Raw genomic sequence first — 16151 nt, 5'->3', positions numbered from 1 at the left:
ATCTTAAAGAACTTACCTTAAGAGCCAAATAAAAACATGTCAATTAGCGTAGGTGTGCAGGATCAACCTGCAGCGGGGAGATGGATGGCGGGCTTGGTCACCACATTGCTCTTTCTTGTGGTTTGTCTCAGTTGGGGGACCACATGGCTTGGCATCAAGATAGCGGTGGAGAGCGTGCCACCACTGACATCTGCAGGTTTGCGTTTTTTGATCGCCTTTCCGCTGTTCCTCGGGTTTGCGTGGGTACGGCGCGAATCGATATTTTTCCCCCGCAAGAACTTCGAGTTTTTCATCTTCGTCACCCTGTGTTACTTCAGCTTGCCGTATTACCTGCTGAATTACGGCGAGCAGTATGTTGCTTCCGGGCTGACGGCACTTTTGTTCAGCAGCATGCCGGTCTTCATCCTGATCTTTTCGTCCATCTTCTTGAGAGAAAAGATATTTTTTTTGCAAGTTGTCGGCATAGCCATTGGCTTCGGCAGCTTGTTCATGATTATCAAGACACAGGGGCTGCATCTCGATTACTCGGAGCTTTTCGGAGTGATCGCTATCCTGATCGCGGCGGTGATGCACGCTCTTTGCTATGTCATTACCAAGCAGAGAGGTGCCGAGATAGGGGTCATTACATTCAATACTCTACCGATCGGCATTGCCGGGCTGGGGCTGTTCATGACTGGCTTGGTGCTGGAGCATCCCGATCTTGCCAGCGTGACGCAGCGCTCCTGGCTGGCATTGACCTATCTCGGTCTGGTGGCTTCCGTGGGCGGCTTCATTGTCTATTTTTTCCTGCTCAAGCGCTTGAGCCCGGTCATTCTGTCGTTCGTATTCATCATCTTTCCAGTATTCGCCGTCCTTATCGGCGCCTGGTACGAAGGCACGCCCATCTCTCGACAGTTGATCCTCTATTCGATGCTGCTGCTGGCAGGCTTTGCCATCACCAAATTGCCGGTAGAACGGCTTCGCGGATGGCGCAGATAACCAATCTCTGGCCCGCAGCCCTCCGATCGAAATCAGCCGCTTGCAGATAGAAGCACCCCCTCCCGCCTACCCGATATCCGCTACGAGCACACCGCTGGTCATCGCAAGGCCGGCCGGCCAATCCAGTAACTAGACTCATTGGGATACCCCGGCGCAGCGCGCACTGCAGCTGTCGCTACCGACAATCGGATTCTTCTGTGCGAAGCAGGTGTGCGGCGAACCTGTCGCGCGCCTGGAAGGCCTGTCCCGGCATTCCGCGGCGCCCCTGCAGCCGCCACCTCCCATTCGCCCACTATGGCGCCAAAAGCCCGTGCCAGAGCCCTCTGGTTTCCAAACTGCGGGGCGCTTGCGCGTGCTTGCCCGTCTGGCCGTTGCCGGGGGCATTGCGGGTGCCCGAGGCGATCCGGCCAATGGCTGCGCGCAGCTGTCCGGGGTGATCTAAGCTCCACAAAGGCTGGCCTTTCGAGCAGAGGTTTCAATGCAAAGCACACCAGAAAACAGTCTGAAAAATGCGTTGAAGGTCTGTAGAGACAGCTTTGTGTTCGTCGGCTTTTTCAGTTTCTTCATCAATGCGCTGATGCTGGTCCCGACCTTCTACATGCTTCAGGTGTATGGACGGGTGATGACCAGCGGCAGCCTGACCACCCTGACCATGTTGACGTTGATCATGACCCTGCTGGTGATCACCCTCGGCTCCCTGGAATGGGTTCGTTCGCGCATCATGGTCCGGGTCAGTACCCGGCTGGATGTGCTGCTCAGTCGCCAGGTCTACAAGGCCAGTTTCAAACGGGCCCTGGACAGCGGCGGCATGGATGCCTCGGCCCAGTCGCTCAACGACCTGACGGGCTTGCGCCAGTTTCTTTCCAGCAGCGGTCTGTTCGCCTTTTTCGACGCACCCTGGCTGCCGATCTACATCGCCGTGATGTTCCTGTTCCACCCCTGGTTCGGCTGGGTCGCGACGGGCAGCGCGTTGCTGTTGATAGTGCTCGCCTTCGTCAACGAGAAGCTCACGGGGCCGGTACTGGCCCAGGCCAACAGGGAGCATATCGGCGCGACCCTCCATACCACCAAGAACCTGCGCAACGCCGAAGTCATCGAGTCCATGGGCATGCTGGAAACCTTGATGGATCGCTGGGGGCGCCGGCAAAGAAACGTTCTGCTGCTGCAATCCCTGGCGAGCGACCGGGGCGGCATGGTCACCACGCTTTCGCGGACTTTCCGCCTGCTGGTGCAATCGCTGGTGCTGGGCCTGGGGGCCTACCTGGCGGTGGATCATCAGGTGGGGGCCGGCCTGGTGTTCGCCGGGGCCGTGCTGCTGGGGCGGGCACTGGCGCCCATCGACCTGATGATCGGCAGCTGGAAGGGCTTTATCGCGGCCCGTTCGCAGTACAACCGCTTGAATGACATCCTTGGCAAGCAACAGGCGCAACCCGAGCGTCTGTCCTTGCCCGCGCCTGAGGGCCAGGTGCAGGTCGAGAACCTGATTGTCACGGCACCAGGCTCCAGTACCCCGATCCTCAAGAACATCAGTTTCAGCGTACCGGCCGGTTGCGTGGTGGGCATCATAGGTCCGAGCGCCTCGGGCAAGTCGACCCTGGCCAGGGCGCTGATCGGCGTCTGGCCGCCACAGCATGGGGTGGTCCGGCTGGATGGCGCGGACATCAGCACCTGGGACAAGCATGAGCTTGGCCCGCATATCGGTTATTTGCCCCAGGACATTGAACTGTTCGAGGGCAGCGTCGGCGAGAACATTGCCCGTTTTGCCGAGATCGATTCGGCGAAGGTCATCCAGGCCGCCAGGACTGCTGGCGTCCACGAAATGATTCTGTTGTTGCCCGATGGCTACGACACCGTCATCGGCAGCGAGGGCGTCATGCTGTCGGCAGGGCAGCGCCAGCGCATCGGGCTGGCCCGCGCGCTGTACGGCAACCCGCGGCTGATCATTCTCGACGAGCCCAATTCCAACCTCGACGAAGTCGGCGATCGCGCCCTGGCGGCCGCCATCCAGCAGATCAAGCACACCGGCGCGACCCTGTTCGTGATTACCCACCGCACCAACATCGTGTCGCAACTCGACCGGCTGCTGGTGATGAAAGCCGGGGTCGTCGGTCTCTATGGGCCGCGCGAGGAAATACTGGCCGAACTCAGCGGGCAGCAACCGCCGGTACCGAAACACGCCGGGCCCGTACCGGTGGCTACCAACGTGGCGTCGATCGATGCCCGCAAGGACGATGGCGGTGAATCCTATGCCTAATCGTCAAATCGAAAGCTTCTCCGACCTGCCGGTGTCCGATCGCAAGGCCCACCGCCTGGGCATCGGCATCGTCGGCTTGACCTTCGGCCTGTTCGGTACCTGGGCGGCGCTCGCGCCCCTGGACGGCGCTGCTTACGCGCCGGGGGTGGTCACCGTGCAGACTTACCGCAAGACGGTCCAGCACCTTGAGGGCGGTATCGTCAAATCGGTCTTGGCCCATGATGGCGATATCGTCAAACGTGATGATCCGCTGATCATCCTTGAAGATGCCCAGCTGCGCTCCGAATACGAGGCGACCCAAAGCCTGCTGATCGCGGCCAGGGCCATGGAGTCAAGGCTGATTGCCGAGCGCGATGGGTCGCCGGCGATCGACTTCGGGCCGATGAGCGACCCTGTCAGCGTGCGGGGAGAGGAAGCGCGCCAGGGCGAGACCCAGGTATTCAACGCTCGGCGGGGCTCGCGGTTGGGCCAGATAGCGGTGCTGCGCGAGCGCATCGGCCAATTGCACCAACAGATCAAGGGCCTGGAGTCGATGATCGCGGTCAAGGTGCGCCTTGAGCAATCCTACAGCGGTGAAATCGGCGAATTGTCCGAGCTACTCAAGCAAGGGTTCGTCGACAAGCAACGCCTGCTGGAGCAGGACCGCAAGCTGGGGATGCTCAGGTCGGAGGTGGCCGATCACCGTTCCGCCATCGACAAGACCCGTCTGCAGATCAACGAAACCCAGCTGCAGATCCTCCAGGTCGACAAGGATTTCAATTCCGACGTGGCCAAGCAGCTGGCCGAGGTGCAGACCAAGATCTACGACCTGCAAGAGAAGAACTCGGCCTTGGAAGACCGCCTCAGCCGTATTGTCATCCGCGCCCCCGACGCGGGCATGGTGATTGGCATGACGGTGCACACCATCGGCGGTGTCGTGCGTTCGGCGACGCCCTTGCTGGACATCGTGCCATCGGTTTCCGAACTGGTCATCGAGGCCCAGGTGGCGCCGGTGGACATCGATCGCATCGGCATCGGCAAGCGCGCCGATATCCGTTTCGGCGCGTTCAAGAGCTCGACCACGCCGGTGATCGAAGGCGAGGTCAGCAGCGTCTCGGCCGACCGGCTGACCAACGAAAAGACCGGGACCGCCTATTACCTGGCGCGGGTCCGGGTCACCGAGAACGGTGCGCGCACCTTGGGTGAGCGCAAGTTGTTGCCGGGGATGCCGGCGGACGTGTTGATCATCACCGGGCAACGCACGCTGTTGCAGTACTTGATGCAGCCGGCCCGGGATGTGATGTCTCAATCAATGATCGAGGAGTGACCGTGGGAGAGTCGTCAGTTCTGCTAGGGAGTGCATTCATGCTGGCAGCGGGGGCCGCCTTGGCGCAAACCGCTGCAGTAACGTCAACCGGGGTCAATGCCTCGACCTATTCCACCGACCTCATGCAGCTGTATCGCGAGGCGCGGCTGGAAGATCCACAGGTCCTGGCCTCCTATGCGCAAGCGCAGGCGGGCAAGGAACATCAACGCGAGGCGCTGGGGGCGCTGTTGCCGCAACTGTCGCTGAATGCCGGGGCGAACCGGATCCACCAGGAAAACGACCTGATACAGGAACGCAGTTTCGATAGCGAAAGCTACAGCCTGGTGCTGCGTCAGTACCTCTACAACAAGGCCGCGTGGGAGAACTACCAGAAGTTCAAGAGCCTGGCCAAGCAGTCCGAGTCGCAAGCGCTGGACGCCCAGGCCGAGGCCACGGTGGAACTGGCGCGGCGCTACTTCACCGCGCTGGCGGCCGAGGATGAGCTGGAGCTGGTCAGGGCAGAGCGTCGAACCACGCAAAAGAGCCTGGACCGGGTCAATGCGTTGTACGAAAAGCAGCTGGCGATGATTACCGACCAGCTCGACCTCAAGGCCCGGGTGGACCTGCTCGCGGCCCAGGAGCTGGATGCCCGCAACCAGGCCAGCATCAGCCGCGAGGCGCTGGCGGAGCTGGTCGGCCGGCCGGTCAAGGAGAAGCTCAACCGGATTCGCAATGACGCGCAACTGCGGGTTTCGGCGCAGAGCCTGGAGTCCTGGGTGCGCGAGGGCATGGAGCTGAACCCGACGCTCAAGGCCAGCGAGAGCGGCGCCGAAGCCGCGAACGCAGCGTTGCGCAGCGGCAAGGGCGGGCATTACCCGACGGTGAGCCTGAACCTCAGCGCGCAACAGACCAACGAGGGCTACAACAATACCCTGGCGCCACGCACCGACAGCTATGTCGCCGGCATCGGCGTTCAGGTGCCGCTGTACAGCGGCGGCTCGACCTCGGCGCGGGTCCGTGGGCTCTACCAGGACCAGCTGGTCGCCGAGCAGGAGTTGGAAGCGATCCGGCGGCGGGTGGTCAAGGAGATCACCAGCGCCTACCTGACCGCCAATTCGAACGGCGAAAAGATCGACGCCAGCCGTTCGGCCCTGGCCTCGGCCCAGCTGTCCAGGGTGGCGGCGGAGAAGGGGCTGAGCTACGGCATGGTCAATGCCGTCGACGTACTGACCAGCGTACGCAACGAGTTCCGCGCCCGGCGCGACCTGCTCAAGACCCAATACGAGTTCCTCAGCAATGTCTTCACCCTCAATCGCTGGGCGGGAAAACCACCGGTCGAAAGTGTCGAGAATGTGAATACCTGGCTGAGTCCCGGTAGCGCCGGCCAGGCCATGGGCGTTGGGACCGAGGACTTGGAGTAAAGGCCGCCTGGCCATTCGACTGCTGTGCTCTACAGCCCCGGAGCCGGAGAAGTCCGGACTCGCCAGGGGCTGGTTGCGTCTGGCCCAACGGCAAGTGAGCGCGCGTCGGCGCCCCTGACGGGAACGCCATCCGCACCTCGAAGATCATTCTTTGGTTCATCCATCCGGTTTGCCACGCCGCCGAGACATTTCTGTCCCGGCAGGCGAGTCGCTTGTGCGGGGGATTGACGTTGAACCGGCGATTCATGGCGCTGCCGGCTTCGTCGACAAATTGACGCTTTCATTGCTTGCGTCGTTGTCCGCACGCCATTCGTCCGTTAATTGACGAGCCTGGTTGGATCCGATTCTGCCCGCAGATCGCCCGTGGCGAGCCTAAGAGCTTGATTTGCGGGGGGCAGGGCGCCCCCGGGGAGCATCGGCCCGGCGACCCGCACCAGGCTTGAGTCGAAGACCGACGGATGGGTTGGCAGGCATTGCAGTGGGCTGGCCTAGACTCAATGGAGGGCTCGCGGACGCCCTGCGGTACGTGCAAGCTATTGATAGTTATTCTTATTTATGCTGTTTCGATAGCTTCGCCCGGCTTTGGGAAACCTCCGCAACTTCTGCCTGTACCGCGGGTCGCCAAGACCCGGGCGGGCACTTTCAGGGCCTGTCGGTGCTCGCATCCATCCTTCAAGAGTGAGTGGCCGATCAAGGAAGGCCAACGCGTATGAAGGTCATCGTTTTTCAAGGGGAGGCAGGAAGATCATGCCAGACCATACAAAAACGATACGCGTGATGCTGATCGATTGCCGTCCCCTCGTGCTCATGGGGCTTCACGATTTGATCAATGCGAGGAGGCCCCGGATGGAGGTGAGCGGCCAGGCCACCACCTACACCAATGCGCTGGACCTTGCCGATCAGTTGCGCCCCAATGTGATTTTCTTCAGTTTTTTTCCGGATGCGCTGAACCCGCTGGAGGTCGTCGCAGGGCTCACCCGCAGCCCGGAAATGAAACTGCTGGTGCTCAAGGGCCTGTACGAATCCGTCCCGGTTGCCCAGGCGATCGAGGCGGGCGCGCGCGGCATCGTGCTGGCGGAAGACCCGACGGAATCGATCGTCCGGGCCATCATCAAGGTCCACCATTACGACGTCGGACTGGACCGAGCCTGGTCCGGTGGGCTTTCCGGCTATGCCGCGAGCAGGCATGTACCCATACGATGCAACCTGGAGCAGGCGAAACAGGCGCGGCTGACGCTGCGCGAGCGGGAGCTGATTCGCGCCATCGTCGGCGACCCGTCCGCCAAATACATGAGCATCGCCGAGCACCTGGGCATCAGTGAGCACACCGTGCACAACCACCTCAGCAACATCTATCAGAAGCTCAACCTGATCAACCGCATCGACTTGCTGATGTATGCGCTCAAGCACGGGCTCACCGACAACGAAGAGCCGCCCGACTCCACGTGGGTGGAACTGGATTGAGGTGATCAAGGCAAGGCAGTTCTGTCGCTGTCCTTGTCGGTGGCCAGGATGTCCGGGTCGAGGGTGATGCCGTGTTCATTGTTTCCTGCCCCCCATGAATGCGCAGGTATGTCGCCGTGCTCTGTGAGCCTTGGGCTGCCAGGGCATTCGCCGCGGATACGCTCGGGGAATTTCGGACTGGGATGGCAAAAAAAGCGAGGGTGGTTTCCAGGCCACCCTCGCTTTTGTTCGCATGCGCGAGGTTTCAGACGCTGCCCAGCACAATGTCGGTATTGAGCAGATCGACCCCGACCAGGGTAATGGTCGTGATCTGTCCGCCGGTCTCGGCCACCGTCACGACGCTGTCGGCGCCAGCGTTGTTGATCGACTGCACAGTGGCGCCCGGGTCACCAATGAGCACCACGGCATCGCGCTGGCCTGCTCCCGCGTCGAAGCCTGTGACCTGGTACTGGTTCTCGGTGCCTGACAGGTCGATGTTGAAGGCATCCCGCTCACCCGTGGTGCCCACCAACCTGAAGTCGAAGAGGGCGTCGGCCGGGTCGTTGGCGAACAGGTTGGCGTCGAATGCGCTGGTCGCGGTGTCGCCATCCTTGTCCGTCACTGTCGCGTTGAACGCCAGCTTGACGTCGCTGGCCAGGCTCTCGGTCTCGTGGGTGAACAGGATCGTCGGGATCTTGATCTCGCCCCGGGCCATGGTCAGCTGAACGGCATCGATCAACGAGGTGGCCGATTTCTCGACGGTGAAGGACACCTGTCCACCGGCCTCCGGAGTCAGGGTGTTGACCTCGATCAGGTTGGAGAAGGTGCCATCCTCGTAGAAGACCCTGTAGTACAGGTCCTCGGTTGCCGTGTTGTAACCGCCCACGGAGTTGTCGATGAAGACCTTCATGCTCGTCAGCAGGCTTTCCGGGTTGACGACGAAGCTTTCATCGGCCGCGCCGATCGCCGCCAGGTTGTCTCCCTGGAGCAGGTTGTTGGCGATGCCGATACCGGCCGTGCTGACGTTCAAGGCCGCCGAGCCGATGAATGACGGCAGGGGGTTGGTCTGCAACTGCGCTTCGGTAGGGTCGGGCGCCCCGACCCCGATGCCGGTCAGGATGCTGTTCGCGCCGCTTGGCGGAGCCAGCGGGTTGGCGCCGAAGAACACGATGTGTTCGCTACCTATGGTCAGCGTGCGCACCGGGTCCGGGCCACCGGCATCCAGCGCGCCGTCGGCGCTGCTTAGGACGATGGTCGAACGGAAGCCTTCGTCCAGGTCCAGGGCATAGGTGCCGTTGGCGTAGGCGCTCAGGGTGTAGTGAACGGTGGTGTTCGCCGTGGCCGCGTTGTTGTCGAAGTCACCGGTCAAGGTTCCCGCGAACTGGTACGCGCCATTGGCGTCCGGTGACGGCGACTGCTCGACGAGCGTGCCGGTTCCGGTGGTGGTCGTGTCGTCCGGCCGGACCAGGGTGAACTGGCCGTTCACCAGCGAAATATCCAGGCCGGCCGCGTTCAGCCCGTCGGCGCCAGGCCCCAGGTTCCAGTAGCCTTGTTGCGCATGGACGGTCCCGGTGCCGATCAGGTTGCCGAAGGCAAGGGTCGGAGTATCGTCATCGACGGTGATCACCAGCTTGTTGGCGGCGGCGGTCACTGTGTCACCGTCCTTGTCGGTGGCCTGCAGCAGGGTACCCAGGTTGAGGGTGAGGTCGTTCTCGTCGTTGCCCGCCGCGTGATCCAGGTGCTGGAGCAGGGTGAAGGTGTAGGCACCCGCTACCGTGAGGCTGAGGGTGAACACGTCAGTCGCGCCGGCCTTGGCGGTCAGGGTGTTGCCCAGGACGCTGTAGGCCAGCGCCACCCCACCGGAACTCAGGGCTGGCAAACCGCTGGTGTTGCTCGACAAGGAGTAGCTCAGCGGTACGTCGGCCCCGGACTGGAAGATACCGGTGACGCTGCCGCTGGCGACAGTCGCCTCACCGGCCACATCCCCGACACCACCGGCGATGCCATTGGCCAGGCCGTCTTCATCGACGGTGCCGGTCACGGGAGCGCCGGTTGCCGTTGGCGTGTCGTCATCGACGGTAATCACCAGTTTCTCGGCCGCGGCCGTCACTGTGTCGCCGTCCTTGTCGGTGGCCTTCAGCAAGGTACCCAGATTGAGGGTGATGTCGTTTTCATTATTGCCTGCAGGGTGATCCAGAGGTTTGAGCAGGGTGAAGCTGTAGGCACCCGCCGCACTGAGGCTGAAGGTGAACACATCGACTGCGCCCGCCTTGGCGGTGAGGGTATCACCGAGGACGCTGTAGACCAGTGCCACCCCACCGGAGCTCAGGGCCGGCAGGCCGCTGGTATCGTTCGACAAGCTATAGGTCAGCGGTACATCGGCACCGGATTGGAAGATGCCGGTGACGCTGCCGCTGGCGGTTGTCGCCTCACCCGCCACATCCCCGACACCACCGGCAATACCGTTGGCCAGGCCGTCTTCATCGACGGTGCCGGTCACGGCGGTCCCGGTTGCGGTTGGTGTGTCGTCATCGACGGTAATCACCAGTTTCTCGGCCGCGGCCGTCACCGTATCGCCATCCTTGTCGGTGGCCTTCAGCAAGCTACCCAGGTTGAGGGTGATGTCGTTTTCATTATTGCCGGCTGGATGATCCAGAGGCTGGAGCAAGGTGAAGCTGTAGGCACCCGCGGCGCTAAGGCTGAAGGTGAATACATCGACTGCACCCGCCTTGGCGGTCAGGGTATCGCCCAGGACGCTGTAGGCCAGTGCCACTCCGCCCGAACTCAGGGCTGGCAGGCCGCTGGTGTCGCTCGACAGGGCATAGCTCAGCGGTACGTCGGCCCCCGACTGGAAGATGCCAGTGACGCTGCCACTGGCCACGGTGGCTTCACCCGCCACGTCGCCCACACCACCCGCGATGCCGTTGGCCAAACCGTCTTCATCGACGGTGCCGGTCACCGCGGTTCCGTTGGCTGTCGGCGTGTCGTCATCGACGGTAATCACCAGTTTCTCGGCGGCGGCCGTCACCGTATCGCCGTCCTTGTCGGTGGCTTTCAGCAAGCTACCCAGATTGATAGTGATGTCGTTTTCGTCATTGTCGGCTGCGTGATCCAGTGGACGGAGCAGGGTGAAGCTGTAGGCACCCGCGGCGCTAAGGCTGAAGGTGAACACATCGACGGCGCCCGCCTTGGCGGTCAGAGTGTCGCCCGCGACGCTGTAGACCAGTGCCACCCCACCGGAACTCAGGGCCGGCAAGCCACTGGTATCGCTCGACAAGCTATAAGTCAGCGGTACATCGGCACCCGACTGGAAGATACCGGTGACACTGCCGCTGGCCGTGGTCGCCTCGCCGGGTACATCGCCAATACCACCGGCAATGCCATTGATCACCCCGTCTTCATCGACGGTGCCGGTCACGGCGGTTCCGTTGGCGGTTGGCGTGTCGTCATCGACGGTGATCACCAGTTTCTCGGCGGCGGCTGTCACCGTGTCGCCGTCCTTGTCGGTGGCCTTCAGCAAGGTACCCAGGTTAATGGTGATGTCGTTTTCATCGTTGCCCGCTGGGTGATCCAGAGGCTGGAGCAAGGTAAAGCTGTAGGCACCGGCTGCGCTAAGGCTGAAGGTGAATACGTCAGTTGCACCGGCTTTAGCCGTGAGGGTGTCACCCGCGACGCTGTACACCAGCGCCACCCCGCCCGAACTTAGGGCTGGCAAGCCACTGGTGTCGCTCGACAAGGCATAACTCAGCGGCACATCGGCCCCGGACTGGAAGATGCCGGTGACGCTGCCGCTGGCCGTGGTGGCTTCGCCAGCCACGTCGCCCACACCTCCTGCGATGCCATTGGCCAGACCGTCTTCATCGACGGTGCCGGTCACGGCGGTCCCGGTTGCTGTTGGCGTGTCGTCATCGACGGTGATCACCAGTTTTTCGGCCGCAGCTGTCACCGTGTCGCCATCCTTATCCGTGGCTTTCAGCAATGTGCCCAGGTTGATGGTGATGTCGTTTTCGTCATTACCGGCCGGATGGTCCAGAGGCTGCAACAGGGTAAAGCTGTAGGCACCCGCGGCACTGAGGCTGAAGGTGAACACATCGACCGCGCCAGCCTTGGCTGTGAGGGTGTCGCCCGCGACGCTGTACACCAGTGCCACCCCACCCGAACTCAGGGCTGGCAAGCCGCTGGTATCGCTCGACAGGGCATAACTCAGCGGTACGTCGGCACCGGATTGGAAGATGCCGGTGACGCTGCCGTTGGCAGTAGTCGCCTCACCCGCCACATCCCCGACACCACCGGCAATACCGTTGGCTAGGCCGTCTTCATCGACAGTGCCAGTCGCAGCGGTTCCGTTCGCGGTGGGCGTGTCGTCATCGACGGTGATCACCAGCTTCTCGGCCGCGGCCGTCACTGTGTCGCCGTCCTTGTCGGTGGCCTTCAGCAAGGTGCCCAGGTTAATGGTGATGTCGTTTTCATCGTTGCCCGCTGGGTGATCCAGGGGTTGGAGCAGGCTAAAGCTGTAGGCACCCGCGGCGCTGAGGCTGAAGGTGAATACATCGACCGCGCCCGCCTTGGCTGTGAGGGTGTCACCCGCGACGCTGTACACCAGCGCCACGCCACCCGAACTCAGGGCTGGCAGACCGCTGGTATCGCTCGACAAGGCATAGGTCAGCGGTACGTCGGCCCCGGATTGGAAGATGCCGGTGACGCTGCCGCTGGCGACGGTGGCTTCGCCGGCCACGTCGCCGACACCGCCGGCAATGCCATTGGCCAATCCGTCTTCGTCGACGGTGCCGGCCGCAGCGGTGCCATTCGCGGTTGGGGTGTCGTCATCGACGGTAATCACCAGTTTCTCGGCGGCGGCCGTCACCGTATCGCCGTCCTTGTCGGTGGCCTTCAGCAAGGTGCCCAGGTTAATGGTGATGTCGTTTTCATCGTTGCCGGCTGGATGATCCAGAGGTTGCAGCAGGGTGAAGCTATAGGCACCCGCGGCGCTGAGGCTGAAGGTGAAGACATCAGTTGCACCGGCCTTGGCCGTCAGGGTGTCACCCAGGACGCTATACACCAGCGCGACCCCACCGGAGCTCAGGGCTGGCAAGCCGCTGGTGTCGCTCGACAAGGCGTAACTCAGCGGTACGTCGGCCCCAGACTGGAAGATGCCCGTCACGCTGCCGCTGGCCGTGGTGGCTTCGCCAGCCACGTCACCCACACCGCCGGCAATACCGTTGGCCAGGCCGTCTTCATCGACGGTGCCGGCCTCGGCGGTTCCGACTGCCGTTGGCGTGTCGTCATCGACGGTAATCACCAGTTTCTCGGCGGCAGCCGTCACTGTGTCGCCGTCCTTGTCGGTGGCCTTCAGCAAGGTACCCAGGTTAATGGTGATGTCGTTTTCATCGTTGCCCGCTGGGTGATCCAGGGGTTGGAGCAGGGTAAAGCTGTAGGCACCCGCGGCGCTGAGGCTGAAGGTGAACACATCGACTGCACCCGCCTTGGCGGTCAGGGTGTCACCCGCGACGCTGTAGACCAGTGCCACCCCGCCCGAACTCAGGGCTGGCAGACCGCTGGTATCGCTCGACAGGGCGTAGCTCAGTGGCACGTCGGCGCCCGACTGGAAGATACCGGTCACGTTGCCGCTGGCCGTCGTTGCTTCGCCAGCTACGTCGCCCACACCACCCGCGATGCCATTGGCCAGACCGTCTTCATCGACGGTTCCGGCCTCGGCAGTCCCGGTTGCCGTTGGCGTATCGTCATCGACGGTAATCACCAGTTTCTCGGCGGCAGCCGTCACTGTGTCGCCGTCCTTGTCGGTGGCCTTCAGCAAGGTACCCAGGTTAATGGTGATGTCGTTTTCATCGTTGCCCGCTGGGTGATCCAGGGGTTGGAGCAGGGTAAAGCTGTAGGCACCCGCGGCGCTGAGGCTGAAGGTGAACACATCGACTGCACCCGCCTTGGCGGTCAGGGTGTCACCCGCGACGCTGTACACCAGCGCCACCCCGCCCGAACTCAGGGCTGGCAGGCCGCTGGTGTCGCTCGACAAGGAGTAACTCAGTGGCACGTCGGCGCCCGACTGGAAGATACCGGTCACGTTGCCGCTGGCCGTCGTTGTTTCGCCAGCTACGTCGCCCACACCTCCCGCAATGCCATTGGCCAGGCCGTCTTCATCGACGGTTCCGGCCTCGGCAGTCCCGGTTGCCGTTGGTGTGTCGTCATCGACGGTAATCACCAGTTTCTCGGCGGCGGCCGTTACCGTGTCGCCATCCTTGTCCGTGGCCTTCAGCAATGTGCCCAGATTGATGGTGATGTCGTTTTCGTCGTTACCGGCTGGATGGTCCAGTGGCTGCAGCAGGGTGAAGCTGTAGGCACCCGCCGCGCTGAGGCTGAAGGTGAAGACATCAATTGCACCGGCTTTAGCCGTGAGGGTGTCGCCGGCAACGCTATACACCAGCGCCACTCCGCCCGAGCTCAATGCCGACAGGCCGCTGGTATCGCTCGACAGGGCATAACTCAGCGGTACATCGGCACCGGACTGGAAGATACCGGTCACGCTGCCGCTGGCTACAGTAGCTTCGCCGGCCACATCGCCGACGCCACCGGCAATACCGTTGGCCAATCCGTCTTCGTCGACGGTGCCGGCCGCAGCGGTGCCATTCGCGGTTGGGGTATCGTCATCGACGGTAATCACCAGCTTCTCGGCGGCAGCCGTTACCGTATCGCCATCCTTGTCCGTGGCCTTCAGCAAGGTACCCAGATTGATGGTGATGTCGTTTTCATCGTTGCCCGCTGGATGGTCCAGGGGCTTGAGCAGGGTGAAGCTATAGGCACCCGCCGCGCTGAGGCTGAAGGTGAACACATCGACTGCGCCAGCCTTGGCGGTCAGGGTGTCGCCGACAACGCTGTACACCAGTGCCACTCCGCCTGAACTCAATGCCGGCAGGCCGCTGGTATCGCTCGACAAGCTAAAGCTCAGCGGCACATCGACGCCGGACTGGAAGATCCCGGTCACGCTGCCGCTGGCGTTGGTGGCCTCGCCAGGCACGTCGCCGACACCGCCGGCAATGCCATTGGCCAGGCCGTCCTCATCGACGGTGCCGGCCGCAGGGGTACCGGCCGCTGCCGGTCCATCGTCCTCGAAGATCATCTTCGAGCCGATTTCGCTGGTGCTGATAGAGGCTTGACGCAGGGTGAAACCACCGATATCGAAATCGGCGTGGTTATCGCCCTTGACGTCGACGGCTGCCCCGTTCTCGACCAGCACGCGGTTGTGGTCCGCGGTGGTGGTGTATTCGATCTGGTAGCCGGCCTTGACGCCGGTGATGGTTGCCACTCCGCCGGAAAAGCTGATGGCAATGCTCGGATCATTCACCGAGCCGTCGGAGTTCTCGATCACCAGCCCGGTGGTTTTGTTGATCACGCGAACATTGGTGATTGCCACCGATGCGTCATTCGCATAGCCGTTGATGAAATTCACGCCAGGTTCGGCCGCGGTGCTGTATGCGCTGACTTTCACCATCGCACTCTTGCCGCCTTGCAACTGCACGACATCGAAACTGGCCGACTTGGTATTAAAGACCGCGGTGAAGTCGATATTGGACTCCACATCCGCTTCGTTCTGGTCCAGGTTGGGCACGGTCACGTTCTGCCGGGCGCCGGTGACGAACGAAACACGAATGCCTTCCTGTTCCACGATCATCTGGTTGTTGGTGCCCAGGGTGGTCGGGCCACCGCCCTGGCTGGTGTTGATCGTGTCGCCAGTGTTTATGTTCGCGCCGCTGGACTGGTCTGCCGGGTCTTTACCGGTGGCGATCAGCGTCGGATTGGTGATCCGCAACACACCGCCGTCATTGATCACAGTCGGGTTCGCCGCGGTGAACATCAGGAACAGGTTCTGCCCGGAAGGCGCATTGGTCAGGCTGAATCCCGCGTCCTGGACGGCGCTGACAAACACCTTGTTCAGCAGGTTGAGGGCATCGTCCGGGTTGCTGGCATCCGGGTGCTTGAGCGGTTGGTATTCCACGGTCCAGAGCTTGCCGCCGGATACCGGCGATCCGGTTTCTTCGATATAACCGGCGAACACGATCGCGCCGGCAGGGCCTCCGGCCCGACCCACAAGGATGTTGTTGTTCGTATCCGTGTAGAGAAGGATGCTGGTGCCATCGAGGGTATCCAGCCCGCTGTCCAGGCCATTGAGCGGCGCGCCGAGGCTGTCGGTGAATTTGATATCGGTAACGTTGGTGCCGGGCGCCAGGGTGAAGGCATTGCTGCCGGTATTGCCCACGGCACCGGTGTAGCCACTCAAGGCTGCATCCGTTGCGGTACTGGCCCCAAGGGCCGTCAGTCGGGTGGCAAAGGCCGAGGGCAGGGCCGCCAGCAGGATGTCATTGTCGTCAGCGTCTCCCGCGGGGCTTGGTGTGGCGGTGGCGTTCTGCAACCCGGTGGTTTCGTCCAGGGTCACGCTCGCACCGTTCACCAGGATGGACGAAGCGCTGCTCGCCTGGGCCGTGCTGACGGCCAGCGTGTTGTCGCTGGGGAAGACAGGGTATAGAGCGGTACTGGTGTCAGCGGTCAGGTCGTTCGTGAGGGATGGGGTTTTTTTAGAAATAGTCATGACGTTCTCCCGGGCAATTCCAGTCGTCGAAGCCGCACCTGGGCCCTCTGTTGGCAGATACGACAACTATGAAGATGCGTCGCAGATTGCGCATTGGCCGATACTCCCAAGCCGGATGGGAGTTTCAGCCTATGCGGCAGGGGGAGGCGGGAGGAGGCGCAGCAGCGATCG

The 16151-nt window shown here is 62.3% G+C and carries 6 protein-coding genes; 5 read left to right on the top strand and 1 reads right to left on the bottom strand.

What is annotated here, in order from left to right; translation table 11 throughout:
- The first annotated feature begins 84 nt into the window (after nt 1–84).
- The 5 genes from AC3RCP_RS19070 (at nt 85) to AC3RCP_RS19050 (ending at nt 7402) form a co-directional block, all read left to right on the top strand.
- Nucleotides 85–978: a DMT family transporter gene (locus AC3RCP_RS19070; protein ID WP_492571362.1), complete on the top strand. Its 894-nt coding sequence runs from the start codon at nt 85–87 to the stop codon at nt 976–978.
- 478 nt (nt 979–1456) lie between these two features.
- Nucleotides 1457–3232, top strand: a complete 1776-nt coding sequence (locus tag AC3RCP_RS19065) for a type I secretion system permease/ATPase (RefSeq protein ID WP_492571112.1) — start codon at nt 1457–1459, stop codon at nt 3230–3232.
- Entirely contained in the window at nt 3225–4538 is a 1314-nt protein-coding gene (locus AC3RCP_RS19060) for an HlyD family type I secretion periplasmic adaptor subunit (protein WP_210477678.1), read from the top strand. Before AC3RCP_RS19065 ends, AC3RCP_RS19060 begins: the two co-directional genes overlap by 8 nt.
- A 38-nt stretch (nt 4539–4576) precedes the next feature.
- Nucleotides 4577–5938: a TolC family outer membrane protein gene (locus AC3RCP_RS19055; protein WP_246888773.1), complete on the top strand. Its 1362-nt coding sequence runs from the start codon at nt 4577–4579 to the stop codon at nt 5936–5938.
- A gap of 747 nt (nt 5939–6685) precedes the next feature.
- Nucleotides 6686–7402 carry a response regulator transcription factor gene (locus tag AC3RCP_RS19050; protein WP_492571113.1) on the top strand — a complete coding sequence of 239 codons (717 nt, stop codon included), beginning with the start codon at nt 6686–6688 and terminating at the stop codon, nt 7400–7402.
- A 244-nt stretch (nt 7403–7646) separates the two neighbouring features.
- On the opposite strand, the gene AC3RCP_RS19045 is transcribed toward AC3RCP_RS19050, so the two are convergent.
- Nucleotides 7647–15980 (bottom strand): T1SS-143 repeat domain-containing protein, encoded by an 8334-nt coding sequence (locus AC3RCP_RS19045; protein WP_492571114.1) that lies wholly within the window; start codon nt 15978–15980, stop codon nt 7647–7649.
- Between the last annotated feature and the right edge of the window lie 171 nt (nt 15981–16151).

The sequence above is a fragment of the Pseudomonas sp. GW822-FHT05A08 genome (assembly GCF_058800485.1).
The sequence above is the reverse complement of the archived record's forward strand: the minus strand, read 5'-3'. Positions and strand labels throughout refer to the sequence as shown.

Coding starts and splice junctions, on each gene's coding strand:
- AC3RCP_RS19070 (WP_492571362.1), top strand. CDS start 85: ATGGCGGGCTTGGTCACCACATTGCTCTTTCTTGTGGTTTGTCTCAGT.
- AC3RCP_RS19065 (WP_492571112.1), top strand. CDS start 1,457: ATGCAAAGCACACCAGAAAACAGTCTGAAAAATGCGTTGAAGGTCTGT.
- AC3RCP_RS19060 (WP_210477678.1), top strand. CDS start 3,225: ATGCCTAATCGTCAAATCGAAAGCTTCTCCGACCTGCCGGTGTCCGAT.
- AC3RCP_RS19055 (WP_246888773.1), top strand. CDS start 4,577: ATGCTGGCAGCGGGGGCCGCCTTGGCGCAAACCGCTGCAGTAACGTCA.
- AC3RCP_RS19050 (WP_492571113.1), top strand. CDS start 6,686: ATGCCAGACCATACAAAAACGATACGCGTGATGCTGATCGATTGCCGT.
- AC3RCP_RS19045 (WP_492571114.1), bottom strand. CDS start 15,980: ATGACTATTTCTAAAAAAACCCCATCCCTCACGAACGACCTGACCGCT.